Raw genomic sequence first — 17717 nt, 5'->3', positions numbered from 1 at the left:
CGAAACCTCACATCCCCACCATCCGCAATCGAAATCTAGCTGTCCCATCATACCGGCCTATACCGATCCGGGGCAGAGCCTGCTGCGGATCGTCAGGCGCCATATGCCTATCCTCCAGGATCGTGGCGCTGACAAAACCCAGATCATAAAGCATTTTCATTAAGTCGGGCGTGTAATTGCCATTGGGGTAGGCGAAATGACGGATCTCTTGCCCGGTCCAGCCCTGCAGCAGATCGCGCGATCGCGCGACGCTGGCGCCTGCGTCATCAAGTGATATCTGGTCCAGCAATTCATGGCTGTGGGTGTGTGATCCGATGGTTACGAGAGGTTCCGCCGAAAGTTCCTGCAACTGTGGGAGGCTCATGGGTTGAAGCGGAGTGAAGCCTTTGGTCTCCTGACCTGTCTGCGCGATAATTTTGTCGGCTAACGCGTCTCTGTCTCTGGTATTTACCGCCTTCAAAGCTTCTAATACCGGGCCGATCTGAGCCCAACGCAGCTTACTGCGGTCAGGTCCGATCTGCCAGGATCCAATGCCATCCAGTTTGATCTTTGTGGTGCCCGCACTCTGCAATGCATTCATCACACGATCGAACCAGAAGGCCCGGCCGGTTTCGATCTGTTTGGTGGCAACATAGACAGTCACCGGCAGGGCTTCAGCTCGGACAATCGGCAACAGGTGCTCGTAGAGCCCCAATTCCCCGTCATCGAAAGTCAGCACCACACGGCGGCGGTCGCTAGTGGTAGGAGCCAATGCATCGTCCAGAGATACGATATCATAGTCCTGCCGCAGCAGATCGATTTGCGCACGAAACGCATCAACCGACAGCGCAGTCCATGCATCCAACTGCTCTCTGGCCGGCCGGAGTGTGTGATAGCACAGAATTGTCACGGGGTTTCCATGAAACGCCCGACGACGTAGCAACCCATAGACTGGTGGCGTGGTCAGCGCCCAAAGCGCTCCCCGTTTCAAAACCGCCTTCATGACCCGAGGGCCTTGAACAAGGCTTTCAACTTGGCAGCTTCGACAGACGCATCGTGGCGCGCACGCACCCGGTCGAATCCGGCTTGACCCATTGCCTCAAGCTTTTCAGCGGGCATGTCTGCGCAGGCCAGCATCGCCATGGTTAGATCCTTCACTTGCCCGGCCGGTACCAACCAACCTGTTTGCCCATCCTGAACCAGTTCCGGAATGCCCGCTATATAAGTCGAAATGACTGGTCGGTACTCGGCCATGGCTTCCATGATCACAACGGGCAAGCCCTCGGTAAAGCTTGGATGCACCAACGCACGGGCACCGCGCAATTCCGCACGCACCTGATCTGATGTCACCCAGCCGGTGATCCTCACCGCTTGCTCAAGGTTCAGCTGTGCAATGTGATCTTCCAGCATCGCGCGCATCGGCCCGTCGCCTGCCAACACCAGCCGCGCCCCGGGGTGAGCGGCATGTACAGCGGCAAAGGCTTCAATCAGCAGTAAATGTCCCTTTTCAGGGCTGAAACGTCCGACGCTCAGGAAAATCGGCGCATCCGGCAAAGGTGTTGCATCGTTGGCAAAGGCCGTGGCCGCCAACCCGCAATGCACAACATTAACTTTTGACCAGAGCGCGGGTGGCACATTGTACATCATCTGGCTGCCAATGTATGCGCAAGAAGTCACCGCAAACCGCGCCCGGTCTACTTTCAGCGGTAGGGCATGGCGTTTGGGATCATCAAAAACTTCTGACCCGTGCGTTGTGAAGCTGAAGCCCGGGCCGCTCAAAGCCTCTACTAAGGCGGCGATTTCCGCTGAGTTAGAGCCGAAATGCGCATGCAAATGGCTCACTTCCTTCCCCTCGAGCCAGGTCATGATCCGGCAAGCATGGGCGAGGTAGATCAGGTGATAGGGCCAGGGGCGAATGGCCCCCTTCGACATCAAAAACGCCAACTTCAGGCCGCGCAAGAATGCCTGCGGATGACGCAGGCCCCAGACAAGCGCCCCCAGTATCAGCCGGGCGGTTCCATCTTTCAGTGTGTGACGGGTCCGGGCCATCTCTTCGCGGTCCAGCGTATCAACAACATCGCTGTCCCAGCCCCTGAGCGCAAAACGTTCGACCTCGACTCCCATGTCCTCCAGGGCCCGGATCTCGCGACGGATGAAGGTATGGCTGATCGCAGGGTATTGGTTAATCAGGTAGGCTACGCGCATCTGGGACTACACCTTGCCGTGGCCGGAAAGGCCCCGAATGCTTTTGCTTATGGACCGAAACCCATGCTTCATTGCGAATTCCAGGAGCTCCCAGGTTGGGGAGAAGTCAGCAAAGGATACCGTAGCTCTACCTGACCGACTGTAGATACGCTTTGCCAAAGGTCTTCGTACGGGCATTGGTGTGCAAGTCCAAAACCTGTTCCCCTAATTAAAAGAATGTGTCTGTTCATGATCTATTGTCTTCAAAAATTGCCGGCAAAGCCTGGCGTTGGACCATGCATAGAATGAAGCCTCTGAATCCAGAACCCTTTCAAGACAGAAATTTTGCAACTGATGTTACCTTGCTTTGCAAAGCCTCTGCCATTGCGTCAAAATTGGTCACGACACCGGCCCGAATTCGATCCTCGCACAAAGGTCCTCGCTTGATCCGCTCCAGTCAATTTGATTTCTGTCTATGTGGATGTGAAAATGACCGCTATTTGATGTTTAGGTTAGGTCATGAAACCACCAGCTGATTCCCCTTATGTCGATATCACTATTATTAGTATCGCCGTGCGCATCCCGGGAGTGATCTCGATTGACACCTATTGACAAACCCGCAAGGCGGGATCGAGCCGAGCACGTGTTAGATGAAAAGGTTAGCGGCACTACATGACTGATTTGACTGAATTTAAGCCGCTGAGCTGGGGCCTGTTGATTGCAACTAACAAACGCCCTGATATTCTCCGGACATGTATAGAGTTGGCGCTGGCGCAAACACGGGCGCCATGTGAAATCATTGTCATTGACACCAGCCCTGACTGGGAAACCCACGCAAGTGCAATCAAAGCATTGATCGAACCAGATTCAGGCATCCGGATGGTTTATAGGACATGTGACATTGGCTCGACAGCGGTGCAACGTAACACAGCAGTATCAGAGGCGCGGGCCGACATTGTGTTTCTTATTGACGACGACTCCCTGATGTATCCGACTTGTGCTTCAGAAATCATGAAGATCTATGAGGCGGATACAAAGGAGCAGATAGGCGGCGTGCAGGCCGCGCTGTCAGACGCGCCTCCTCATCTAATGGAGAGTAGGGGTCCGCAAAAGCAAGACAATCGACAGGAAGCAATAAAAAGCCGCTGGTTCTGGGTGGGGCGGATAAAGTACTTCATCTGGCGTAAGGTCTTCCTGATGCATCAGGAAGAAGTATTCATTCCATATGAAGGAAAATTTCCTGACCTACCGATACCTGTTGAGGTTCAGGGAATGTCGGTTTGGCCCGAGCGGCTCTTTCACGGCTGTCGCATGACCTTCCGTCGTGAAAGCATTCTTCGTGAACCTTTTGAGAACCTGTTGCGTTCTTATAGCCCCGGCGAGGATCTTGATGCGAGCTACCGGATTTCCCGAACGCAAAGTCTGGTCACGGCAGAAAAGGCGCTTCTTAATCATTATAATATCGCGACGGGGCGAATTGACCGCTACAAGACAACTGTTCTGAGCAATATGAACCAGGCATTGCTGGTCACAAAACACGGAAACGCATTGGCAAAACGGCGCTTCCGCCCACTTCTCCGACGAAAACTGCTGGCCGAGTTCTTGAAAGATATTCTTCAAAAGCGGCTGACCCTCCCGCAGGCCAGAGGTATCCTGAGCGCAATACGCCAGTCCCGCCAAATTCCGAATATGCCCCCTGGTGAACTGGAAGCATGGTATCCGGTGTGTCAACAGCGCATACTCGAGACTTAAATTTGCTGTGGCCTCTTGCTAGAAATTTGGAACGCAACCTAGATTGCTCTCTGTTCTGAAGTTCATAACTCGGATTTTCTGCCCGAGTTTTCCGCCGTCAGTTTTTCGGAAAGCTGAGGCTGTTTCCTGACGGACACCTCGGCTTGAATCCGGGAATGTCTGCCACCAGCTTTCGAACTGATATATTAGGCAACTTAAATTAGAAGAGCATTAAAGGTCGTAAGCCATCGCCTCCAAATTCCCGGTCAAAATGTACGAGTCATCGGGACCATTGAGAAAGCCATTCTATAAACTGGAAAACGACAGCGTCTATAGCACTGAAAGCAAACGTCTGATATATGTAACATCCTGAAAACAAATAAATCATAGCGCCCAATGACAGAAAAAGTGGTTAGCCTCCAATGGCTTCGAGCTCTAGCAGCCTGGATGGTCGTTTTTCATCATTACATTCAGGTATATCGAGACTTTGAGCCTGAAAACAAAATAGAGGCGTTCTTTACTTATCACGGAAGCCTCGGCGTCGACATTTTTTTTGTTCTCAGCGGTTTAGTTATGGCCATGTCCATTTCTCGCGGCCATGTCTCAGCGGCACGGTTTTGTCGGGATAGAGCGACCCGCATCATACCGGCCTATTGGCTGGCGACAGTGGTCTTTTTGGCGGTTCTCCCGTTCGCGAATTGGGACGCCGTAAGTTTCCTGCATGGGTCAACCTTGAGGGACGTTTTGTTTTCAATGCTCTTTATCCCTCATGAACACGCATCTGGGATAGGTTACATCCCAGTTCTTACAGTGGGCTGGACACTTAATTTCGAGATGTTTTTTTACGCAATCCTGGCCGTTGCCTTATTGATTAACAAAAAATGGTCTTTGGTGATCGCCGTAGCTGTAGTTTTAGCGTTGCCAATTGGTGGCCGTTTCGGACTTCCAGTCGGACCAATTGCATCTAACATCGTACTCTTTAATTTTGCTTTTGGTGTTTTGATATATTTGGTTGGAATTAAACTCTTCCGTATGCAGGAATGGCCAAGAACGCGTCGCTATACCATCGCTGCTATATGCGCCAGCGTCGCTTTAGCGTCGTTAGAGTTAAGGTTCCCTTGGTACAAAGAGGCTTTTTCAGTCGCGATGGTTGTTGGCTTTTTTCTCACTGAGGATGTGTTTCTTAAACTGTCGTCAGGTGTAGGCAAAATTGGGCCTCACTTGGGTGATCTATCGTATAGCACCTACCTATTTCACGTGCCCGTTTTGCTGTTGGTTGGAGCCCTAATGGATTTTTCACGTGGTAACGATTTTTGGCTGGTCATCGCTGTTTGTACTATAACGTACATTACATCTTTGCTGAGTTATTACATTGTCGAAATGCGTTTCAGAAGGTGGCTAACGACAACCATCGGAAACGTGCACTTTAAAAGTGGTTTTCGTTCTCTAAAATAGCCCGAACCGTCGTCGCGCACAATTTGTTACCCCCCTGCGGTCTTGATCCCGCGCGTATTCACTTTTGCTAAATCTAGAGAAGCGGAGCGGACCCACCAAGGGCTTTTGCTGGCGCGAACTGCACGTGCACAGCGCGTCAAATATCCATCTTCTTAAATACGCCTTCCGGGATCGCACCAATAATCGCCATGATCACAAACCAGATGCGGCGCACGTAGATGATGTTCCGGCCTTTGCGTAAGCCCTTGAAGATCGCATCAGCCACCTCTTCGGGTTCTGCCGTCAGTTTTTCGGGCAGGTCCATACCTGCGGTCATCTGCGTATTCACGAACCCTGGCAGCACCGTCATTACGTGGATCCCGCGTTTGGCCATCCGGTTGCGCAGGCCGGAGAGATAGGAGGTAAAGCCTGCCTTGGCGGAGCCATAGACATAATTCTTGGCCCGTCCGCGATTGCCCGCCACGGAACTGATGCCCACGATCTGCCCGGAACCCCGCGCATCGAACCGTTCCGCCAGAAGACCCAGAATGTGCGCCGGGCCCTCATAGGTGCTCCGCATCACGCGGGTAGCAGCCTCGATGTCACGTTCATTCTCGATCTGATCCCCCATCAGTCCGATGGCGCAGATCACCACGTCCGGCAAGACAGGCAGAGCGTCGACGAACCCGGTATGCGCGGCACTGTCCAGCACGTCAAAGTCGTGTAGGCTTACCTCCACGTTGTGACGCAAAGCCATATCCGTCCGGGTCTTTTCCAGCGCGGTACTATCGCGTGCAGCAAGTTGGATGTCATAGCCTTCTTTGGCAAAGCGATGCGCTGTTGCACGACCGATATCGGAGCGCGCGCCGAGAAGCAGGACTGTTCCTTTGCTCATAGATCCAGCCTTTGTGATTGATGTGACTGAAATGCCTCCGCTGCACCAAGTTGCGTTCGCATCTGCCGGAATTGCTCAGTACGGGGATCGGAGGCATGCAATGTCTGTGCGCTCATGCGGCTGTCCTTGGCGAGATAAAAACGCCCGCCATGTTCCAACGTGATCTCGTCCAGCTTGCACATCAACGCGATCATCTTAGGCGTGGCGGGGAAGTCGAGGGCCAGTGTATAACCCAGCATGGGAAAGGAGAAGGCGCTATCCTGCGGCCCAAACCGTTTGAGTACGGCAAGAAAGGAACCGGCTTTTTCCTGCGAGGTAGTCTTGAGCAGCGCGTGAAGTCCCTTGCGCGATGTCTCCAGCGGCAGAACGCACTGGAACTGCATGAAGCCGCGTCTCCCATAGATCCTGTTCCAGCCGTGGATGGCATCGAGCGGGTAGAAATAGCTGTCATAATCGAGAAAGCTGGTCCCGGATTTGCGGCATCCATTCCAGTAATAAAGCGCGTTAAAAGCCCGAACCGTGAGGCCGTTTAACGGGCTGAAGGGCGGCGCGAAGGGGACGCTGCGCCGCATCTTTTTCGGGATTTCGAACGGGTAGCGTGCCGCGTCATCAGACAACTCTTCCGGTATGGCATGCTCCCCCAGCATCAGAATGGCTCGCCCAAGGGCATCACCAGATTGCAGGCAATCGATCCAGGCAACCGAATAGGTGGCCTCATGTGCCGCTTCAAAAGCAGTGATGACGGCGTCGAGATTGGGAAGGGCCTGCGCGGTCTGCCGGATCCATGCAGAGGGCACCGCTCTCAACCGGATTCCGGCGCGCAAGATAATACCCGTGAGCCCCATGCCACCTATTGTCCACTCGAACAGCTCGGGTTTCTCATTGCGGCTGCAGCGATGCACGACGCCTTCGGTATCCATCACGTCCAGCCAGTCCACGAAGTTGCGGAAACTGCCATCTTTGTGATGGTTTTTGCCATGAACATCCGCTGCGATCATGCCTCCGAGGGTGACAAATTTCGTCCCCGGCGTGACCGGGGGGAACCATCCATGAGGCAAAAACGCCGGGATGATATCACTGAGCAGAACGCCCGCCTCAGCCACCAGAATTCCGCTTTGCCGGTCAAAGCTGAGCATGTGGTTGAACCTGTGCATATTGACCGTGCTGCGCAAGCCAATCGCGCTGTCACCATAGGCCCGCCCATTGCCGCGCGCGATCACCGCCCCAGCCGTGACAGCTTCGACCAATGCAGTCTCGTTCACAGGCTCTGTTGCCACCCCGTAATGTTTGGGAAAACCGCCCCAGCCCGAAAGCTCTGTCATACCGCCGCCGCCTTTTGGGTATTCTGAAAGACAAAGCGTCGATCGAGGAAATATTTGACGACATAACCCACCGAGAGCCCCAACACAGCGCCAAGTTCACGCATCATATCCGTGTCCCAGATCAGCCAAAACGCTGTTTCCGTACCCCAAAAGATCGCTGTCGTGACAATTCCCATGATCGTGTAGAGCGTAAATTTCTGGCCGTGCGCTTTGAGACCTGTACTGAAATCGGCAAAAATCCAGCGTTTGTCGAGGGTATATTTGACGACGAGGCCCGCGAGCGTGCCGCAAAAGACCGCCAGCGCAAAGCCAGTTGCGTCACTGTTCCACGACAGAACCAGCCTCTGGACGCCGAGGTTGATCACTGTCGCGATCACGGCAAACAAGGCATAGAGAACCGCTATACGTATGATGCTCACAACAGCGTCCCACCAGCGGCGACGAGGATGATCAATATAGCACAGATCCGACTTTGCCGATCTCGTGCAGCAAAGACGACCGGGTCCTCGTGCATTTGGCCACGATGCGCCAACAGGATGACCCGGGAGATCCAGTAGAGCAGGATGCCGCAGATGGCGCCCAAAAATTTGGGGTTTGTGTAAAGCTCCGAAACCGAAGGCGACTGGATGTAGAGCGCCATAACCAGGACGGCCACATAGCCGGACGCTACAGCCATCATGACCAGAACAGGTAGGTCATCGACAACATAGCCTCTCCCGGCAGCTTTGAGCTTGCCGCGCGCAGCACTGTCCATCAATTCCGCCTGCCGTTTCACGATGGCCAGCGACAGGAAGAAGAAAATCGAGAAGGCCAGAAGCCACATCGACAGCGTAATACCCGTTGCCACGGCGCCTGCGATGATCCGCGTGGTATAGAGCGCAGCCAATGTGCCGATATCCATGATCGCTTTGCGTTTCAGCCAGAGCGAATAGAGCGTAGTGACAACGACATAGAGCAGCATAATCCCAATGAAGGCTCTACCGAGAAACAGGGACAGGATCAGGCCCAGTCCCATCAACGCGGCGATCAGGTAGGTGGCATGAGCGATCGGGATTGTGCCCGCCGCGAAGGGGCGCTTGCATTTCGTGGGATGCGCCCGGTCGGAGCGCAAGTCGAGCAAGTCATTGAGAACATAGATGCTGGAGGCCACGATAGAGAAGACCACGAAGGCCAGAAGGCTTTGCAGAAAGGTCTCGGCGTCGAGCTGGTGGGCCGCCAACATCGGCAGAAAGACCAAAAGGTTCTTCAGCCATTGATGCACCCGGATCGCCTTGAGATAATCCCGCAGGCCGGGTTGGGCGGTGGACAAATGTTCAACTTCCAACCCCAAACCGTCAACACGTTGGCGCAGGGGCGCAGGTAGGTTGACCGTGACCGCCCTATTTGCGCTCTCCCAGACCGGCAGATCCGCCTCCGCATCCCCCATATAGGCATAGCCACCGCGCCCGAATTGGTCGGTCAAAAAGGCGGCTTTTTCACTGGATTTGAGATTGCGGACCCCGTTCGAGCCGTAGACGCCATCAAAAATATCAAGATGCTGGGCAATCTCTTGGGCAATCGTCTCGTCGGACGCCGTGACCAGAAAAACTGTTCCCCCCTCCGACCGCCATGCATTGATATAATCGATGACCTGCGGGTCATAAGGCAGCGTCGTGACATCTATATCCATCCGCCCCGCGAGACTGCGTTTGAGCGCCGCCCGCCCTCCAGCCAGCGCAAATGCAGCACCCAGAGGCGCGTGCCAGTCCCGGCTGGTCGCTGACCAGAAACTTTCAAACAACATGTCAGACCGCAGAAGCGTGCCGTCGAGATCGACAGCAAGTATGCGCTGGTCTTTCAACTGGTCCAGTTCCATACTGTTAATCTCCTGAATACGCCACGAGAACAAGCCTCCATATTAAAGTGACACGAGGTGGTATCTCAGACAAACGGAGCATTCTTGGTATCCGGTACAGAATGAGGCAAAAGAACCTATACTAAGAGAAATGGGGGGCTGGACGCGATCGCGTAATTCCGCAAATGCCTGTAGTATCGCAATGTTTCCCGTGATTTAAACCCAATCATTGTATAGGCCATGCCTTGAAGTCCTGCAAGATTGCGTCCTTTATCATCGCCATACTTCATGACGCTCGCAAAAGACCTCCAGCGCCACGACTCGCGCTCCATTGTGGGCGAGAACATGGTCGATGGGTGCGCTCAAGCGCCCCAAGACGGCAAAGCCCCAAGCGGAAGACGGCCATTACAAGCAGAAGCGCTAACACAAACCACCCGCGGGTGAGATTGTCGAATAAACGTGCTCCAGCGCTCCATACACTATGTTGAGAGGCAAGTTTCAGAACTGTTCCGACGATCAGACCGAGTATCGATAAAGCCGCCATGGCACCAGTCCAGACCGTCAAATGAAATGTGGCTTTGGAAGTGGAACATACTTCTGAAGCGCCACAAAAGCCAGCTTGTGAAGTGCGCTGGCTTTCAATCAGAATATTGCGCTTTTGGTCAGGCGAATTGACGGCGACGATGCATAAACCCGAGCCCACATAACCCTGTCAAAAGCAGTGCGAGACCAGTAGGCAAGGGCACCGCAGACAACACATTGAACGTGATGCTTTGTAGTGCGAAGTTATCACGCCAGCTGTCAGCGCCGAACCCGATGAGCGAGCCTGTGACCTCTCCTGCGCCAAAGTAATGTGTGTAAGGATTAGAGTTTCCGTCACCTAAGTTTTCTTCGTAAATCACGGCTGTGGCCGGAAGCACAGAGCTGTCATAGGTGCCGAATGCGAACGTATCGCGGCGGTCCCAGTAAGAGAAGGTGACCGATGTCACTTCAACTGTCAGGTCGCCGAAATCAATCAGCGCGAATTCGTCCGGGCCCCGCCCGTCGATCAAATGATTGTCCAAGCACCGGTTTTGCCAGCGGCAGTCATAAACGCCCAATCCACTGCGATTGCTGGCCCCATCCCAGCTTGCAGTCCAGAAATTAGAAGTATTGATGATTGTGCCTGAGTTGTTGACCCGAACACCATCCACGCCGACGGTTACTGATCCATCCGTACTGGTATAATTATTAGAGCCATTGGTATAGCTGCGGTCAACGTTGAAATTTATCGTTGCTGCGCCCGCAGACGTTGCGCACAACAGAACGATAGCGGCGGCGAATCCCGCCCCGATCTGTTTTGTAAACATTTCAATCATTACCCCCTAAAAAACTAGGTACCAGTCGTGAGTTATGTCATTTCGACATTATTATCCTACTATACTGAATGAAATTAGCTTTTTTACGATCATTTTACAAGCCAGTAGGCTTTGTCGGGTTTTATTGCACAAATGGCCTGAGGTGACACATCTTGCGAAACCAGCGTGATGGCTGGAGCGCATGAGCAGCTGGGGGGGCCACAAAGTACAAGACTACGAATTGGTCGTCTTACAATGACGCGTCGAAGCACCGAGGATCGCTGTCGATCTTTAATCATTTCGCTCTGCTTCGGAACTATCGGAAAACATCATCCAATTAACCAAAAACTTGTTTGCGTGCGGCTTGGGAACAATTGAGAATCGTAGCCGATATTCTCAACTCTCCTTTTGTCTCCGCTCGAGCATCAAAAATCGCCAGACGGCCATAAGAGTAGCGAAACCAGAAACATTCATCGCGCCTGGAACTTAGGATTGTTGGAGCGCCGAAAGATTTTTTGATTTGTGGACAATGACTATTTGTGGACCCGAGTTAAAATGTGTTAACGTTGTGGCGTGGCAGAATTTTCGCCATAATTGGGGTCTTTATTGATTTTTTGCGGCCTCGGTTCGATGTGAGTGCTGGTAAGCGTGTTGTAACGAGTATGAATCCACCGTGATTCATGTGTTTGTGAGTTAAAAAGTGACAGTTCAATACACTGATATTCCGAGAGAATCACAACCTGTTATTATTCAGGTCGAACATGGAGTATATCGCTTTCCGCAGGTGGGCGTTTACTCAAACTTCTTTAAACGCATCCTTGATATTGCTCTGATTCTTCTGGCCTTGCCGATCGTCCTGCCGACTCTGTTGTTTTTGGCATTGCTTGTCGCGCGAGATGGAAGCAATCCATTCTACGGACAAACGCGTATTGGCCGTGATGGCAAAGAATTCACCATGTGGAAACTACGCAGCATGGTTCCCAATGCGCATGTTTTGCTGGCAGATCACCTGACGCGAGACCCAACTGCCAAGCGTGAATGGGACGAAACCCAGAAGCTCAAAAACGATCCGCGCGTCACAAAAATCGGTCAATTGATGCGTAAGGCATCATTGGATGAGTTGCCGCAGCTCTGGAATGTTCTGGCCGGTGAAATGAGCCTTGTTGGTCCACGCCCGATGATGCCGGAGCAAAAAAATTTATATCCGGGTAAAGCTTACTATTCTATGCGCCCCGGGCTGACTGGCCTGTGGCAGGTATCTCAGCGTAATGCCAGCAGCTTTGCCAGCCGTGCCGATTTTGACACTTCGTATGCTGGACAACTGTCTTTACGCACTGATCTGGGCATTATATTCGCGACAGTCGGTGTTGTGTTGCGTGGTACCGGATATTGATCCGCACTATTTTTCGGACAAGTGAACCACATACAGGCTGACGTCGGCAGCATCGCGTTTGGACTGTAACTCCTGATGACGTATGATGAAGTCGTCGGTGATATTTTCCGAAGTTGTGGCGAAGTTCCAGCAAACCCGGAACCGCCTTCCCCACTAGCGCTTGAGCAAGTCCGGAAATGCCATCTGAACACGGCGGGATGAGCGCCCCTTGATCCGCTGCATGGCCTTCGACAACGCCAGATGTGGTGGTACCGTTATGAACATATAGGCATGGTCCCGTGCCAAAACGCATTCTACATTATCCACGCGGATGGATTGCAAGTAAGCGGTGCGCCGATCACACGTCTGCAGCGCAATCCCAGGACACCAGACTGCTGATGTCGGATTGCTTATGACCGTTTGCGATGGCGGTCAGGGTGCGAGTGATCCAAGCGACCATCTTCAAGGAACACGGTCAGGCGTCCCAGTGTTGGCAATAAAGCTCAGGGCTCTGCCGATGGGGGATTAGGCAGAGACGCAGGGACACTGTTTCTGAGGTTGAGTTGTAAGCCAAGCCCGCTCCGCCGGGGTGCAAATTACTTCTTCCAAATCAGGATCAAAGGGGTGTGTTGGGTTAGATATCGATACTGCGAACTACCTGATCATTAGCGACGACAGCTTTGCAGGTACCCTCATAATGAGTGATGGAGCCTACTAAGCCCGCAGGTCAGATTAAGCTGCGATCAGGGACCATCAGGACAGAGCTTTCATGGTGGCCGATCTCTGCCATGGTTTGATGGGCCGCCGCACGACCTGCTTTATTTGGGACGGCACGATCTACAGCAGAGGCTTCTTTGGGAAATAACGCGCCTTCGGGCGCCTTGGGATCGGTGACACCGCTCCCAACATCGGGGTCGACCAAGCCACGTAATTCAGCGCGGATCAGATCAAGTTCTGTCACGCCTGCTTTTGACGTCGGGCGCGCATTTCCCGTCGGCGCGACATGGCGTCGCTGCGTTTTGCGGCCTTGTCGGATTGGACAGATCCTTCCGTTGTCGGGGTGGTTTCTGAAGTTGAACCGGTTCCAGCCGCGCCCTCTGTTTTTTCTTCGATCTTGGCAGCTAGTACACCCAACATTGGGAACCGGAAAATATCCGTGATGCTGAGACCCGGAACATTTAGCTCTTTCTTGATTTCCCGATGCGCCTGTACGGCCAGTAGTGAATGCCCGCCAAGGTCAAAGAAATTGTCGCGCGGGCCGATATCCTGAATGCCCAGAATCCGGGACCATATCGCGGCAACCTGTCGAACAGCCGTTCCACCCGATGCTGCTGCGGGTGCGGGGTCGGTGGTTTGCACCACCTGGGTCTGTGTGGTTGGAGCGGCCTTGCGGGGCCGAGGGGCTGGCAACGCCTTACGATCAATTTTCTTGTTGGGCGTCAGTGGAAAGCTGTCCAGCGTAACGAAATGTGCGGGGATCATGAATTCGGGCAGTTGTCCGGTCAGCGTATCCCGCAGCGCCCGTTCATTCAGGTCGCCATCCGCGATCAGATAGCCGACCAACTGGGTCAAGCCCGGAGTGTCTTCGCGGGCCATAACAACGGACTGGCGAATGCCTGATTGGGCATCCAGAACACTTTCGATCTCTCCCAATTCAATCCTGTATCCGCGCAGCTTGACCTGATGGTCCGCCCGCCCCAGGAAATCGAGTCGCCCGTCCGGACGCCAGCGCGCCAGATCTCCTGTCCGGTACATCCGAGCACCGGGTTGGTTGTTGAATGGGTCAGGCACAAAACGCTCGGCCGTTAAGTCTTCACGCTGCCAGTACCCACGGGCAACGCCAGCCCCGCCAATGTAAAGCTCACCCGCGACACCAGTGGGTAGTGGGTTTTGATCTTCGTCCAGAACATAAACCTGAGTATTGGCAATCGGTCGACCGATGTTGACCGTACCCAACACCGGAGTTGCAGTTTCAGTCGTCGACCAGATGGTGGTTTCGGTCGGCCCATACATGTTCTCAACATGTGCCGAGGTGATCTCGGCCAATTCCGAAACCAGTGAGCCGGGTAGCGCCTCGCCCCCGATCATCATGTGCTTGAGGCGCGCCATCGCCTGACGGGCCTCGTCATTCATAACCAGCATCTGCGCCATGCTGGGGGTACACTGCATATGCGTAACCTTGTGGCGATGAATTTGCGCTGCGATCGAGAAATCATCCTCGGCCGGTTCTGTATCCTGATTGGACAGGCGCAGAACTTCGGCCAGAGGTTTAAGCCCCTCAAGCACCTGATCCACCGGGACGCCATAGTCGATCAGACAGGCAATCTCATCCACGCCAATGCGCTTGAGCTCTTCGACGCGCGCCAAGCAGTCTTCGACCGTGCCAAAAAGACCCGAGTCTTCGAAATACCGCAGGAAGGCGAAATCAAGAATGCCCTCAAGTTCTTCTTCTTCAAGCGAGCCCAGGTCCAGTTCGAACGCATTGCTGACGCCCTCGGGTTTCTTGAAGGCGGGGAAGGCCCAGGCATATTGTTTGATCAATCCTGCAGCGGAGCGCAGGTAATCCTTCATCGGTTCGCGCGCCACTTCGCGTACCTCTTCACGATCCGCTCCGACGAATGTATGCAACATCAGGGTGACTGTGTGGTCCTTCGGGTCATGGCCTGCTTCGCGCAATGCGCTGTGGTAGAGACCGATTTTGTCAGCGACTTCATCGACGCTTTGTCCCAGAAGGTGGGTCAGGACATTTGCGCCGATGGCGCCAGCCTCTTTCCAAGTTGCCGGGTTGCCTGCTGTGGTGACCCATACTGGAAGCGTCTTCGAAACCGGCCGGGGCTGAGTGACAACAGCGTGCATTTCTCCGGACTTCTTTGGAAACTCGACGGGCTCTCCCTTCCAGAGTTTGCGCAGGATATCGATGGATTGCAGCATGGCTGGCTTGTTGTCCGGCGGGGTGTTTTCTGGGCGCAGAACGAAATCATCAGGTTGCCAGCCAGAAGCGATCGCCAGCGCCGCACGTCCGTTGGTCAGATTGTCGATGATGGCCCATTCCTCGGCGATCCGGGCCGGATGGTGCAGGGGGGCGACACAGGAGCCCGCGCGGACCGATAGGTTCTCGGTGACGGCTGCGACGGCTGCGCCAGTGACTGATGGGTTCGGATAGGGACCGCCAAAGGCGTGGAAGTGACGCTCGGGCGTCCAGACAGCGCAAAATCCGTGCTTGTCGGCGAATTTTGCCCCCTCTAGCAGGGATTTGTATTTATCGCGCCCGACGCCGTCATCATTACCCCAGTAATAGAGGCTGAAGTCCATGCCACGTCCGGTGCTTCCGCGCGCAGGGGTACTGTCGCCCGCCACAAGGGCGCGGTTATCATCATCGCTCAGAACAACCTTGAAACCGCGGGCCAGTGTCCAGAACAACTCCAGCACGGAAATATCGAAGGACAAGCTGGTGACTGCCATCCAGACACCTGCCGGGTCATGTGAAATACGCCCATCCATGCCGGTGAAGAAGTTCGATACATTGCGGTGTTCGATCATCACGCCCTTGGGTCGTCCGGTCGAACCTGACGTATAGATCACATAGGCCAGATCATCTGCCGTCACGGTGCTGTCGGGGTTGCTGTCAGCCGCAGCAGACAGGCGCGAATCCGCATCGATTGACAGTAGCTGCGCCCCGGATTCCGGCAAGTTCCGGGCGAGATCGGTCTCGGTGATGACAACGGGTGCGGCGCTATCCTGAAGATACAGCGCAGTGCGATCCGCCGGGTAAGAAGGGTCCATCGGCACATAGGCACCGCCAGCTTTGAGAATACCCAGAGCTGCGATCACAAGCTGCGGCGAGCGTTTGACATGCAACCCGACCAAAGTGCCGGGACCAACCCCCATATCCTGCAGAACATGCGCAACCCGGTTGGCCGCACGGTTCAAGGCATCGTAGCTAAAGCTTTGATCTTCGAAAGCCAGCGCAGTGGCGTCGGGCGTCCGGGCGACTTGGGTTTCAAAGTGCTGGTGAATGCAGGTCGTGTGATCATAGTCCGTGTCGGTCGCATTCCATTCCGTCAGGATTTTCACCCGCTCGGCTTCAGACATCAGGGATAGATCGCGGATGGGTTTTCCAACCGTCTCTGGGGTATCCAACTGTGCCATGATGGCCTCAAGCCGGGCGGCGATCAGGGCCAGCGCCTCGGCGCTGATATGGCCACTGTCGGCACAGAGCTGAATCTGACCCTCTACAAGCGACAGGGTCAGGCTGGTGCCGGGGATCAGCTCTGCGTTTGTATCCGTCAAGCCAAGCTGCGGCATAGCAAAATGATCATCTCTGGACCGGGACAGACGCGCGGGCAGGTCAATGGAAAACCCGCCACGTGCCCGGGCCGCAGTGATGACCTGTGTCAGCCCGGCTTGAAGCTCTACCATGGTATTACCCGATGACACGGTGACTGGCACCCAGTCGCTGATATAGTCTGAGGCCGTTTCGGGCAGAGATAGAGCCAGATTCAGAGTATCACCTCCCCCTTGGCGCAGGAAAAGCGCGGCCAGCGCAGTGGCGGCTTTCTCGAATGTGGCGCTTCCATTTACGATATGTGTAATCACCGCGGATGCGGGCGCATTCCGCTCAATCAGTGGCAGATCGGAATGTTTCAGTGTTTCCAATGGTTTCCGCCAGTGAATATCTGCTTTGGCAGTGGGGGTGAGTGTGGCGGTAAGCTCGGCCCGGTCCGCGGCACTGAACAAGGGGAGCACATTGCAATCCGGGGCGATGTCTGCCGCCGTGATCCCTTCGCCAAAACAGTCTCTAAACTGGCTTAATCTGATGGCGTCCTGTCCGGTGGCGATGGTCAAGCTTTCCGCATCGCGGGCCAGAATTGTACCCGGTGCGGCCGGTTCCGATGATTGAACCTCGGCCTGGCCAACCAGATAGATCTGTTCTCCGGTGTCCAGCTTGGGACAGGTCAGCGGGTTCCAGTAGTCTCCATGATCAAGGGCACGTACCAGTGTGGCAATCTGTGTGGCCGGGGCGGTGAAATCAATCTGTGCTCCGGCCCCGGGGCGCGCGTCACGGGCAAAATAACTGCGCTGGCTCAGGTCCTGAAAGTGTGGGTTGGGAACGCCCGCCTCAAGCGCTGCGATGACATCGGGAAAACTGTCCATCGCAGCGCCATAGCATTTGGTGTTGAGCGTCAATGCCGTGTCGTTTACGCCGATATCCACATGACGCTGGGTGATAATGTCGCCTTTATCCACTTCGCATGTGATCAAGTGCCAGCTGATGCCGTGCCGAACTTCTCCATTCAAAAGCGCCCAGACCGGCGCGTTCAGCCCGGCATAGCGAGGCAAGGGACCATCATGGAAATTGACCGCCCCTTTGCGGGCCTGATCCAGAAGCGTCTGCGGCAGAAGATCAAGATTGGCGATACTGAGCAGCCAGTCAAACTCAGTATCAGCGACCCGGTCAGCGAGGTCCGCACCCGGCGCGTGAACCGTCAGCGACTGGCCTTCAGCCCAATTCCGCACATCCGGATTTCGGGTTACAACACCTCGAATATTGTGACCGGCCTCAAGCAGCATTGTTCCGCATTGCACAAGTAAGGATTCATGGCCGATCAACAGGGTTGAAAAGGGCATA

The 17717-nt window shown here is 54.5% G+C and carries 13 protein-coding genes; 3 read left to right on the top strand and 10 right to left on the bottom strand.

All coding sequences use genetic code 11. The features are described 5' to 3' along the window. Positions 1-7: 7 nt before the first annotated feature. Both I5192_RS22215 and I5192_RS22210 read right to left on the bottom strand, forming a co-directional pair. Positions 8-982, bottom strand: a complete 975-nt coding sequence (locus tag I5192_RS22215) for a polysaccharide deacetylase family protein (protein ID WP_170567801.1) — start codon at positions 980-982, stop codon at positions 8-10. After that, positions 979-2184 (bottom strand): glycosyltransferase family 4 protein, encoded by a 1206-nt coding sequence (locus I5192_RS22210; protein WP_170399594.1) that lies wholly within the window; start codon positions 2182-2184, stop codon positions 979-981. Before I5192_RS22210 ends, I5192_RS22215 begins: the two co-directional genes overlap by 4 nt. 651 nt (positions 2185-2835) lie before the next feature. Between I5192_RS22210 and I5192_RS22205 the strand changes: the two genes are divergently transcribed. Together I5192_RS22205 and I5192_RS22200 are read left to right on the top strand one after the other, a co-directional pair. Continuing rightward, positions 2836-3915 (top strand): glycosyltransferase, encoded by a 1080-nt coding sequence (locus tag I5192_RS22205; protein WP_170399597.1) that lies wholly within the window; start codon positions 2836-2838, stop codon positions 3913-3915. Positions 3916-4290: 375 nt separating this feature from the next. After that, complete coding sequence (locus I5192_RS22200) at positions 4291-5349, top strand: acyltransferase (RefSeq protein WP_170399600.1); 1059 nt, start codon at positions 4291-4293, stop codon at positions 5347-5349. A 136-nt stretch (positions 5350-5485) separates the two neighbouring features. Here the strand turns inward: I5192_RS22200 and I5192_RS22195 are convergent, their stop codons facing one another. From I5192_RS22195 to I5192_RS22175, 5 genes are all read right to left on the bottom strand, one after another. Next, positions 5486-6223, bottom strand: coding sequence for an SDR family oxidoreductase (locus I5192_RS22195; RefSeq protein ID WP_170399603.1), 738 nt, complete (start codon positions 6221-6223; stop codon positions 5486-5488). After that, on the bottom strand, positions 6220-7545 hold the full coding sequence (locus I5192_RS22190; protein WP_170399606.1) for an FAD-binding oxidoreductase: 1326 nt from the start codon (positions 7543-7545) through the stop codon (positions 6220-6222). The genes I5192_RS22195 and I5192_RS22190 overlap by 4 nt, the downstream gene beginning before the upstream one ends. After that, complete coding sequence (locus I5192_RS22185) at positions 7542-7964, bottom strand: GtrA family protein (RefSeq protein ID WP_170567805.1); 423 nt, start codon at positions 7962-7964, stop codon at positions 7542-7544. The genes I5192_RS22190 and I5192_RS22185 overlap by 4 nt, the downstream gene beginning before the upstream one ends. Further along, positions 7961-9400 carry a UbiA family prenyltransferase gene (locus tag I5192_RS22180; RefSeq protein ID WP_223118740.1) on the bottom strand — a complete coding sequence of 480 codons (1440 nt, stop codon included), beginning with the start codon at positions 9398-9400 and terminating at the stop codon, positions 7961-7963. Before I5192_RS22180 ends, I5192_RS22185 begins: the two co-directional genes overlap by 4 nt. 641 nt (positions 9401-10041) lie before the next feature. Next, positions 10042-10728 (bottom strand): VPLPA-CTERM sorting domain-containing protein, encoded by a 687-nt coding sequence (locus tag I5192_RS22175; RefSeq protein ID WP_170399615.1) that lies wholly within the window; start codon positions 10726-10728, stop codon positions 10042-10044. A gap of 688 nt (positions 10729-11416) precedes the next feature. On the opposite strand from I5192_RS22175, the gene I5192_RS22170 reads away from it, so the two are divergent. After that, positions 11417-12109, top strand: coding sequence for a sugar transferase (locus I5192_RS22170; protein ID WP_370644482.1), 693 nt, complete (start codon positions 11417-11419; stop codon positions 12107-12109). A 153-nt stretch (positions 12110-12262) separates the two neighbouring features. On the opposite strand, the gene I5192_RS22685 is transcribed toward I5192_RS22170, so the two are convergent. From I5192_RS22685 to I5192_RS22155, 3 genes are all read right to left on the bottom strand, one after another. Further along, complete coding sequence (locus I5192_RS22685) at positions 12263-12415, bottom strand: transposase (RefSeq protein ID WP_255612279.1); 153 nt, start codon at positions 12413-12415, stop codon at positions 12263-12265. A gap of 400 nt (positions 12416-12815) precedes the next feature. Further along, complete coding sequence (locus I5192_RS22160; RefSeq protein ID WP_223118739.1) at positions 12816-13049, bottom strand: hypothetical protein; 234 nt, start codon at positions 13047-13049, stop codon at positions 12816-12818. Further along, on the bottom strand, positions 13046-17716 hold the full coding sequence (locus I5192_RS22155; protein ID WP_223118738.1) for a MupA/Atu3671 family FMN-dependent luciferase-like monooxygenase: 4671 nt from the start codon (positions 17714-17716) through the stop codon (positions 13046-13048). The genes I5192_RS22160 and I5192_RS22155 overlap by 4 nt, the downstream gene beginning before the upstream one ends. Between the last annotated feature and the right edge of the window lies 1 nt (position 17717).

Origin of the sequence: Ruegeria sp. SCSIO 43209 (assembly GCF_019904295.1) — a bacterium.
In the GTDB taxonomy this organism is placed as follows: domain Bacteria; phylum Pseudomonadota; class Alphaproteobacteria; order Rhodobacterales; family Rhodobacteraceae; genus Ruegeria.
The sequence above is the reverse complement of the archived record's forward strand: the minus strand, read 5'-3'. Positions and strand labels throughout refer to the sequence as shown.